Annotated in this window: 10 protein-coding genes and 1 pseudogene; 7 read left to right on the plus strand and 4 right to left on the minus strand. The window is 68.9% G+C overall.

The features are described from left to right. Window positions 1–75: 75 nt before the first annotated feature. Window positions 76–1593 carry an MFS transporter gene (locus AX721_RS12895; RefSeq protein ID WP_068876408.1) on the plus strand — a complete coding sequence of 506 codons (1518 nt, stop codon included), beginning with the start codon at window positions 76–78 and terminating at the stop codon, window positions 1591–1593. Here AX721_RS12895 and AX721_RS12900 read toward each other — a convergent pair whose 3' ends face one another. Next, window positions 1594–2349, minus strand: a complete 756-nt coding sequence (locus AX721_RS12900; protein WP_068876409.1) for a hypothetical protein — start codon at window positions 2347–2349, stop codon at window positions 1594–1596. It lies immediately after the preceding gene. A 22-nt stretch (window positions 2350–2371) separates the two neighbouring features. Beyond that, on the minus strand, window positions 2372–2743 hold the full coding sequence (locus tag AX721_RS12905; RefSeq protein WP_068876410.1) for a VanZ family protein: 372 nt from the start codon (window positions 2741–2743) through the stop codon (window positions 2372–2374). 73 nt (window positions 2744–2816) lie between these two features. Here AX721_RS12905 and AX721_RS12910 point away from each other — a divergent pair, with 73 nt between their 5' ends. From AX721_RS12910 to AX721_RS12920, 3 genes are read left to right on the plus strand one after another with little or no spacing between them, the layout of a single operon-like run. After that, on the plus strand, window positions 2817–3476 hold the full coding sequence (locus tag AX721_RS12910; protein ID WP_068876411.1) for an HAD-IA family hydrolase: 660 nt from the start codon (window positions 2817–2819) through the stop codon (window positions 3474–3476). Continuing rightward, a complete protein-coding gene (locus tag AX721_RS12915) occupies window positions 3473–3766 on the plus strand; it encodes a 4a-hydroxytetrahydrobiopterin dehydratase (protein ID WP_068876412.1) in 294 nt (97 codons plus the stop codon). Before AX721_RS12910 ends, AX721_RS12915 begins: the two co-directional genes overlap by 4 nt. 12 nt (window positions 3767–3778) lie before the next feature. Beyond that, on the plus strand, window positions 3779–4555 hold the full coding sequence (locus AX721_RS12920; RefSeq protein WP_068876413.1) for an SDR family oxidoreductase: 777 nt from the start codon (window positions 3779–3781) through the stop codon (window positions 4553–4555). Here AX721_RS12920 and AX721_RS12925 read toward each other — a convergent pair whose 3' ends face one another. After that, on the minus strand, window positions 4556–4954 hold the full coding sequence (locus tag AX721_RS12925) for a hypothetical protein (RefSeq protein WP_068876414.1): 399 nt from the start codon (window positions 4952–4954) through the stop codon (window positions 4556–4558). It abuts the gene before it with no gap. Between the two features lie 87 nt (window positions 4955–5041). Here AX721_RS12925 and pseB point away from each other — a divergent pair, with 87 nt between their 5' ends. Next, a complete protein-coding gene (pseB, locus tag AX721_RS12930; protein WP_068876415.1) occupies window positions 5042–6091 on the plus strand; it encodes a UDP-N-acetylglucosamine 4,6-dehydratase (inverting) in 1050 nt (349 codons plus the stop codon). A gap of 13 nt (window positions 6092–6104) precedes the next feature. Continuing rightward, on the plus strand, window positions 6105–7265 hold the full coding sequence (gene pseC, locus AX721_RS12935) for a UDP-4-amino-4,6-dideoxy-N-acetyl-beta-L-altrosamine transaminase (RefSeq protein WP_068876416.1): 1161 nt from the start codon (window positions 6105–6107) through the stop codon (window positions 7263–7265). On the opposite strand, the gene AX721_RS12940 is transcribed toward pseC, so the two are convergent. After that, window positions 7262–8974 (minus strand): hypothetical protein, encoded by a 1713-nt coding sequence (locus tag AX721_RS12940; RefSeq protein WP_068876417.1) that lies wholly within the window; start codon window positions 8972–8974, stop codon window positions 7262–7264. The two genes, pseC and AX721_RS12940, sit on opposite strands and share 4 nt — an antisense overlap. Before the next feature lie 145 nt (window positions 8975–9119). On the opposite strand from AX721_RS12940, the pseudogene AX721_RS12945 reads away from it, so the two are divergent. Continuing rightward, window positions 9120–9524: pseudogene (locus AX721_RS12945) on the plus strand (response regulator transcription factor); the annotation flags it as partial. Window positions 9525–9534 lie beyond the last annotated feature (10 nt).

The raw sequence follows: 9534 nt of genomic DNA on the forward strand, positions 1-9534 counted from the left end.
CGATTGACGATTCCCTTTCGTTGGGGTTCGCTGGCCTGGAACGCGTCTTCAGAGCGCGGCGGAGGAACAAAGCGTATGACCTACACCGCGCCGGCCGTCGCCGACCGCCTGTCGCTGAAGACCAAGCTGGGTTTCGGGCTGGGCGGCGCCGCCGAGATGGTGGCCCTCTATTCCGTCTCCAGCTTCGCCTTGCTCTTCTACAGTCAGGTGAAGGGGGTGGACGCCCATCTGGTGGGCCTGGCGATTTCGCTCAGCCTGATCCTCGACGCCTTTTCCGATCCGATCATCGGCTCGATCTCGGACCGAACCCATTCGCGGTGGGGGCGGCGGCATCCCTATCTCTTTGCCTCGGCGATCCCGGTCGGCGTCACGGTGTGGGCGATCTTCAGCCCGCCGGCCGGGCTCAGCGAGCTGGGCATGGTCATCTGGCTGGCCGTTGCAGTCATCCTGATGCGCCAGGCGATGACCTTCTTCTACGTGCCCCACCTGGCGCTGGGGGGCGAACTGTCCGGCCACTACACCGAGCGTTCGAAGGTCATGGCCTACTACAGCTTCTTCAACTGGGCTGGCGGTTCGCTCACGACCATCCTGGCGCTGCGGCTGTTCTTCCCCACGACGCCGGAATTCCCGCGCGGGCTGCTGAATCCAGCGCCCTGGTCCGCATATGCGATCACCATCGGCGTCATCACCACCGCGGCCCTGACCGCATCCGCCTGGTTGACCCGGGACCGCATCCCGTTCCTGCCGAAGCCGGCCCTGGACACGCCGCCGTTCAGCTTCCGCGAGTTCGGCCGCGACCTCGGCAAGGCGCTTTCCAACATCAACTACGTCTGGCTCCTGGCCGCCTACTTCTTCGTGGCGCTGATGATCGGCCTGCGCGAGGGCCTGCGCCTGTACGCCGCCACCTTCTACTGGGATCTGAGCAGCGAGACCCTGAGCTGGTTCGTACTGGGCAGCCTGGCCGGCTATGTGACCGCCTTCGTCTTCGCACCGCGCCTGCACGGCCGCATCGACAAGAAGCGGACGATCATCTACGCGGCTCTCGTCTACGCCCTCGTGCCGCCGATCCCCTTGGTGCTGGGGATGATGGGGATTCTATCGCCGGCCACGCCGGGCCTGGCCCCGCTCCTGATCGCGTTCGCGGCGGTCCAGTACGGATCGATCAGCGTCCTGCAGATCAGCGTCATGTCGGCGCTCGCCGACATCGCCGACGAGAACGAGCTGAAGTTCGGCGTGCGCCAGGAAGGCGTGCTGTACGCGACCCGCACCCTGGCCGGGAAGATCGACCTGGCCGTGGGCACGGCGGTGGCGGGCTTGGTCATCACCCTGATCCAGTTGCCGAAAACCGCCAGGACCTCGGCCGACGTGCCGGCGGACGTCCTGTTCAATCTGGCGCTGTGGGACAGCGTCCTGGCCGCCATTCCGGGCCTGATCGCGGTGGGCTTCTACTCGCTCTACGGCATCAACCGCCACAGCTATGAAGCGACCCGCGCCGCGCTCATGGAGAGGCGCGCCGCGCTCCAGGCCGCCACGCCGCCGACCGAGCCGCCGGCCAAGGGAGGACTGGCGCCGTCACCGGCCCCTGCCGAGTGATCAGCCGCCGCGCAGCGCCTGCATGAGGCTGCCGGTGTAGGCCGCGTGGCCGACGTGGGTCAGGCGGGCCTCGAAATCGGCCCAGATCTCGCCGCCCAGGTCGCGCCAGCGCCGGCAGAAAGCGTAGTCCTCCGAGAGGTACTGGCCGGTCTCCGGCTCGATCATGGTGTCGAACACCATCACGGCCTCGGGCGCCTGGTTGTCGGCCATGTCGCCCATCTTGGCGCGCAGCTCGGGGTGGGCGTCGACGATCCGCTGCATGGCCTCGCGGCTGATCATCAGGAAGCCGGTGCCGCCATAGGCGACGCGCGCGAACCCGTCGTTGACCTCGACGCTCTTGTCCGGCGTCGGCAGGAAGCGGACGACGTAGCCAATGCCCGCCGCCTGCAGATCGGACGCCCCGGCCTTCGCGGCCGCGCGCACCTTTTCCCAGTCGATCTTCTTCAGCGGACAGACCGCCGCGATCACATCCTTGTCGGCGTCCAGGAGACGGAAGACGTTCTCGGGCCGGAAGCCGATATCGGCGTCGATGTAGAGGATGTGGGTGGCCTGCGGGTGGCTCAGGAACTGCGCCGCCAGGCGCGAGCGCCCGCGGGTGATCAGGGCCTCGCCGCCCATCATGTCCACATGCAGGCCGACCCCGCGCTCGCGGCAGGCCTCCTGGAGCTTCAGCAGCGAGCTGACGAAGTGCAGGGTGAGCTGGCCCCCGTAGCAGGGCACGGCGAGATAGATGTACGGCTGGGGCGCGTCGGACATGGCCCCTGTCATAGAGGCCGCGTCAGGCGGCGTCGATGATCCGCGGCGCGAGGCGGCGGAGCACCAGCCAGGCGAGGCAGGCCAGGGCCACGCCGATGGCGTCGGCCAGCAGGTCCCGCGGGTCCCCGTGACGCCCGAACGGCATCGCCGCCTGCAGGACTTCGATCAGGGCGCCGTAGGCCAGGGCGAAGGCCGGGATGGCGAGCCGCCGCCTGGGCGCCAGGACGAGGCCGGTCAGGGTCAGCACGAACCAGGCGGCCATGTGCTCGAACCGATCGCCCGTACCCGGGTCCGGAAGGTCCTCCGAAGGGGTCACGCAGAGCATGAGGAGGATGAGCGCGGCCAGGGCGTACAGCCCGAGCCGGACGCTTCTGGGAAACCGGGAAGGAACCATCGGCCCTTACTTGCACGTCCGCCGCCCGCTCTCTAGCGTCCGCCCGCGCAAGAATTGGCTGAGGAACGGTGCAGTGGCGGTCGAGGCGGTGATCTGGGATTTCGGCGGAGTGTTCACGACTTCGCCTTTCGAAGCGTTCAACCGCCTGGAGGCCGAGCGCGGCCTGCCCATGGACCTGGTGCGGCGGGTGAATTCCACCAACCCCGACAGCAACGCCTGGGCCCTGTTCGAACGCAACGAGATCGACGCGGCGCGCTTCGACGCCCTGTTCCTCGAGGAATCCACGGCCCTCGGCCATCCGCTGCGCGGCGCCGACGTGCTGCCGCTGCTGAACGGGCAGCTCCGCCCCCGGATGGTTTCAGCGCTGATGACCTGTAAACAGCACTTCAAGGTCGGCTGCATCACCAACAACGTGGTCTCGATGCACAGTCCCGGGCAGGACACGGCCCAGCGCGCCGCCGGCGCCATGGCCCAGGTGATGCCCCTGTTCGACGCCATCATCGAAAGCTCGAAGGCGGGGGTGCGGAAGCCGGATCCGAAGATCTACCTGATGATGTGCGACCTGCTGGCCGTGAAGCCCGAGGCCTGCGTCTACCTCGACGACCTGGGCATCAACTGCAAGCCGGCAGCGGGCCTGGGCATGAAGGCGATCAAGGTGGTCGACATGGACCAGACGCTGGCCGAGCTGGCGACCCACACCGGGCTCGCGTTCGAAGCGGAGCAGCCCGCATGAGCCGACCCGCGAAGATCGGCGCCGAGGCGGCCCTTGCGCGTCTGGAGGGCTGGGCGAAGGTCGAGGGCGACCGTGACGCGATCCGGAAGACCTACCGGTTCGACGACTTCAACCAGGCGTTCGGCTTCATGACCCGCGTGGCCCTGATGGCCGACAAGCTCGACCATCACCCCGAGTGGTTCAACGTCTACAATCGCGTGGAGGTGCTGCTGGCCACCCATGACGTGGACGGCGTGAGCGAGCTGGACGTCAAGATGGCGGCCTTCATGGACAAGGCAGCGAAGGCTTAGGGGCAGAGAATCATGGCGGGACGCGTCGCGGGCAAGAAGGCTTTCATCACCGGCGGGGCGCAGGGCCTGGGCGCGGCGTTCGCGCGCAAGCTGGCGTCGGAAGGCGCCAAGGTGTCGGTGGCCGACATCAACGCCGAGGGCGCCAAGGCCGTGGCGGCCGCGATCGACGCGGAGTTCGGTGAGGGGACGGCCTTCGCCTTCCCGCTGGACGTCACCAAGGAAGAGCAGTGGATCTTCGCCCTGGAAGAGGCCGACGAAGCCATGGGCGGCATCAGCGTGCTGGTGAACAACGCCGGCATCAGCCGGGGCGGCAACATCGAGGAGCTGAGCTACGAGGACTGGAAGCTCGTGATGAGCGTCAATGTGGACTCGGTGTTTCTCGGGACCAAGCACGCGCTGAAGTACCTGCGCCAGAACCAGCCCGGCTCGATCATCAACATCTCCTCGATCGCCGGGGTCATCGCGGGCCACAACACGCCCGTCTACAACGCCTCGAAGGCGGCGGTCTGGCTGCTCTCCAAGGGGATCGGCCTGCACTGCGCCAAGCAGGGGCTGAACGTGCGGTCCAACTCGATCCACCCGACCTTCATCGACACGCCGATCCTGGACCCCCTGCGCCAGCGGTTCGGCAAGGAGGAGGCCGAGGCCAAGCTCGCGCGCCAGGTGCCGCTGGGCCGCATCGGCCAGCCCGAGGACATCGCCAACGCGGTGCTCTACCTGGCTTCGGACGAGAGCGGCTTCATGACCGGCGCCGAGCTCCGCCTGGACGGCGGCATCAGCGCGATGTGATCAGTTGACGACGATGGCGCCCAGCAGGACGCGGGCGCCGGGCCGGCCCAGGATGGCGTCGGTCTGCCGCTGCAGCGCCTGGCCGATGTAGTCGGCGCTCGGCGGAACGCCGGGGCCGAGGCCGGCGGCGTACGACTGAATCGTCTGGACATAGGCGGCCCTCAGCCGCGGCGTGGACTGCTCTACCCGCGTGCGCAACGCCTCGTCCGGCACGTCGAGGCCGCAATCGACCGACAGCACGCCGCGCCGGCCGCTGGCGCGCAGGGTGGTCCCGAGCAGGGGCTGGACCGGCACGTACGAGCCGCCGCCCGACTTCTTCTTCTCGCCCCCGCTGGACGCGCGCGCGGCCGCCGGCAGGGCGGCGAGGGCGGCGAGGCTGAGGAACAGGCGGCGGTCCATGGCCTCGGATATCGCCGATCATGGTTAGCGGTCTCTTTACGCGGCGCGGTCATGGTGCCGGCAGACAGGCTGCCTGCGGAGCGCCCCTTGGGCCGATTTGCGCCGACCAAACTCGACCTCGACGGCAAGGTCATCCTCGTCACCGGCGGCACCGGCTCGTTCGGGCGCCGGTTCATCGAGACCGTGCTGGAGCGCGCCAGCCCCCGAAAGCTGATCGTCTATTCGCGCGACGAGCTGAAACAGAGCGAGATGCAGATCGACCTCGCCGAGCGGTTCGGGCCGGAGAAGATGTCGGTGATGCGCTTCTTCCTGGGCGACGTGCGCGACCGCGAGCGTCTGGCCCTGGCGTTCCGAGGCGTCGACGTGGTGATCCACGCCGCCGCGCTGAAGCAGGTGCCGGCGGCCGAGTACAATCCGTCCGAGTGCATCCACACCAACATCATGGGCGCCGAAAACGTGGTCCGCGCCTGCCTCGCCAACGGGGTGAGGAAGGTGGTGGCGCTGTCCACCGACAAGGCCTGCAACCCGGTGAACCTGTACGGCGCCACCAAGCTGGCCTCTGACAAGACCTTCGTCGCGGCCAACAACCTCTCGGGCGACATCGGGACGCGCTTCTCGGTGGTCCGCTACGGCAACGTCGTGGGCTCCCGCGGCTCGGTGATCCCCTTCTTCCAGCGCCTGATCCAGCGCGGCGCGACCGAGCTGCCGATCACCGACCCGCGCATGACCCGCTTCCTGATCACCCTGGAGGAGGGCGTCGACTTCGTGCTCTCGTCCCTGGACCGGATGCACGGGGGCGAGGTGTTCGTGCCCAAGATCCCGTCCATGAAGATCACGGACATCGCCGCCGTCATGGCCCCGGGCCTCGCGACCAAGGTCATCGGCATCCGCCCCGGCGAGAAGCTGCACGAGATGATGATCTCGGCGGATGACGCGCGGAACACCGTCGACCTCGGCGACCGCTACGCCATCGAGCCCGCCTTCGTGGAGTACACCCGCGCGCCCCTCGAGGGCGGCCGGCTGGCCGACGAGTTCAGCTACGCCAGCGACACCAACGACGACTGGCTGGACGGCCCCGGCCTGCTGGTCATGCTGGACGACGGCAAGCCCCGCCGCCGCCGGCGCGCCGACGACTGAGCCTGCGACCCCTATGGCCGATCCCATGCTGCCCTACGGCCGCCAGACCATCGAGGACGACGACATCGCGGCCGTGGCCGAGGCGTTGCGCGGCGACTTCCTGACCACGGGCCCGACCGTCGAGGCCTTCGAACGCGCTTTCGCCGAGACGGTGGGGGCCCGGCATGCCGTGGCCTGCGCCAACGGGACCGCGGCCCTGCACCTGGCCATGCTGGCGCTGGACGTGAAGGCAGGCGAGGCCGTGATCGCCCCTTCCATCACGTTCCTGGCCACGGCCAACTGCGCCCGCTACGTCGGCGCGGACGTGGTGTTCGCCGACGTGGACCCGGAGAGCGGGCTGATGACCCCCGCGACCCTGGCCGAGGCGATGGGACGCCTGGGTGGACGGCGGCTGCGTGCGGTCCTGCCCGTGCACCTGCGCGGCGACGCCGTCGACCTGCCGGGCCTCGCAGACCTGGCGGCGAGCGCCGGGGCCGTCCTGGTGGAAGATGCGCCGCACGCCGTCGGAACGACGATGAAGTTCGGCAATACGGCAGAAATCGTCGGCGATGTGCGCCACTCCGCTATGGCCACCTTCTCGTTCCATCCCGTGAAGGCGATCGCCACGGGCGAGGGTGGGATGGTCACCACCAACGATCCGGCCCTGGCCGGACGCCTGAGGATCCTGCGCTCCCACGGCATGGTGCGGCCGGAAGGGGCTGATCCCTGGTGGTACGAAATGCCCGAGCCGGGCTTCAACTACCGCCTGCCCGATATCCTCTGCGCCCTGGGTCTGTCGCAGCTCAAGAAGCTGCCGCGCTTCGCCGCCCGCCGCCGCGCCTTGGCCGCGGCCTATCGCGAAGCCCTGGCCCCGCTCGCCCCGCGGGTGCGGCCGGCGGCGCAGCCGGCGTGGAGCGACCCGGTGCTGCACCTCATGACCGTTCTGATCGATTTCGAGGCGGCCGGGCGCTCGCGCCGTGAGGTGGTGGACGCGCTGAGGGCCCGCGGAATCGGCAGCCAGGTCCACTACATCCCCGTCCATCGCCAGCCCTACTACCGCGGGCTCTACGGCGACCTGGACCTGCCCGGCGCCGAGGCCTGGTACGGCCGCTGCCTGTCGCTGCCGCTATACCCCGGCATGGCGGACGACGACGTGGCGAAGGTCGTTGACGCTCTTCGCGCGGCGCTGGACTAAGCCGCGAGGCCGGCGGCCTGGATCAGGTCGCGGACCTGGCGCATCTGGTCGGGCGCGTTGGCCAGTTCGGCGCGCGTCTCATCCAGCTTGAACAGCCGGAGCGCTTCGGCGCGGGCGCGGTTGGCGGCGGGTCCCAGCGGGGCGTTCTCGCCGGACGCCAGCCGCAGCAGCAGCGTCAGGCGGTGGAGCAGCGGGGCGTTGGCGCGGGCGACGGTCTGCGACAGGCGCGCGTGGGCCTCCACGTGGCCGCCGATGTCGCCCAGCTTTTCCTGGATCGGCTCGAAATCCTCGGCGACCAGCCCGCAGCGGCCGACGGCGCGATGCAGCGTCGCCAGCTGGCTCAGCCGCGCGCCGGGATTCTCGTCGCCGGCGGTCATTTCCTTCTCGAAGCGGAGCGAGCCGATCACCGCCTTTAGCCAGCCGCCGGCCTGCCGCTTGTTGGCGGCGCCGATGACGTTCTCGGTCAGCCAGATCAGCGCCTCGACTTCCTGCTGGGACGTCATGCCCGAGCCCAGGTAGGCCTCCACGAAGTCGCCGGTGACCAGCATCTTGGAGCGGGCGATGAAGGCGGACTGCACCTCCTCCAGCGGCAGGAGCTTGCCGGCCGACGCGGTGAGCGACATGGCCAGAGCGCGCAGCACGTCGATCTCCCGCGCCGCTTCTCCGGGGCACAGCCGCCGCGGTCCCGTCAGTTCCCGCAGGATCCGCCGGCCGATGGCGGCCCGCGTGTCCTGGAAATTCTCGCCGCTCAGCCATTGGGCCAGGCGCACGGCCAGCGGCGACAGCGGCGGCATCACCTTGGCCACCGAGGCTTCGACCTGGATGAGCCGCTCGACCGAGTCGTAGGCGGCCAGCCGGGTCATGGCGGCCAGGTTTGCGCCCAGGTCGCGGCCCTTGCCGAGGATGTCCGTGATGCCGGGCTTGGCCTCGAGGATCTCGGCCAGCGGCTGCTGGATGGTGCTGAGGGCCAGGCCCCGGGCAGGTCCCTTCGCCGGGGCGGCGTCGGCCAGGTCGATCAGGCGCGTGACCTTGTCCGACCAGTTGGTGGCCGGTGCGATGGACGCGGCGACGCCCGCGCCCAGCAGGTAGCCGCGCTCGGGGTCCTGGGCCAGGCGCTCGGCGGCGGCGCTGAAGCCTTCCTTGTCGACGTCGGGCAGCGTGCCCTTGCGCGCGTCCTTCAGCAGGCGGTCGACGGCGCGCTCGATCAGGCTGTGGAAGATACGGATCAGCTCGTGCACCGACATCGATCGGGCGTGAGCTTCCGGAATGGCGATCTTCTGGACGGCGTGCTGCAGGTCGACGCCCGAGGCTTCCAGCTTCTCCACCAGGTCCGGGCGGTGCAACAGCTCGAAGGGCGTGGCGTTGTTACGCTCGAGCCAGGTTTCCAGCAGGCGGCCGATGCGTTCCCGGGCGTGCAGCGTATAGAGATCCTGCGGCGTGACGCAGAGGGGCTGCGGCTCGGCCTGCGGCTTCACCTTCCCCTGGGCGTCGGCCGCGCCCAGCTTCTGGATGACGACCGACTGGAACTCCCGGCTTTCCTCGTCGAAGACCTCCTTGGTCACCTTCACGGCGGCCACGCGGCCCTCGGCCATGAGTTCCTGGGCGGTCGACAAGGCGGCGGCGCGATTCTCGGTGGCGAGGTCCAGCGTCCACGGCGCGCCGGGCGTCTTCCGTATGAAGACCTCGAAGTGCACTCTCGAACCACCCATCTACGCATCCCCCCGCGAGGGAATCACGTTCTCTGAAACAGCTTAAGGCCACGTTGACTTTGTTTGCCTTTTCAGCGGCCCCATTGAGGCCACGGTGAAGGCTCAATACCTTCCCGCACTTCGGTTAAGGAGAAGTCCACCTCAGATGGCGAAGATCACCTTGGTCGACGATGACGAAAACATCGTCACGTCCGTCAGCCTGGCGCTCGAAAGCCACGGCCATGCCGTGAAGGCTTATTACGACGGGGCTTCCGGCCTGGCGGCGCTCGAGAACGATCCGCCGGACGTGGCCATCCTCGACGTGAAGATGCCGCGCATGGACGGGATGGAGGTCCTGCGCCGCCTGCGGCGGACCCAGGACACGCCCGTGATCATCCTCACGTCCAAGGACGAGGAGATCGACGAGATCCTCGGCTTCAACCTCGGGGCCGACGACTACATCCACAAGCCCTTCAGCCAGCGGCTGCTGATCGAGCGGGTGAAGGCGGTCCTGCGCCGCTCCGGCCGGGGCGGCGCAGGACCGCCTTCACCCGCTCGATCAGCAGCCGCTGGCTGAAGGG

It is taken from the genome of Phenylobacterium sp. CCH9-H3 (assembly GCF_001557235.1).
Classification (GTDB): Bacteria; Pseudomonadota; Alphaproteobacteria; order Caulobacterales; family Caulobacteraceae; genus Phenylobacterium.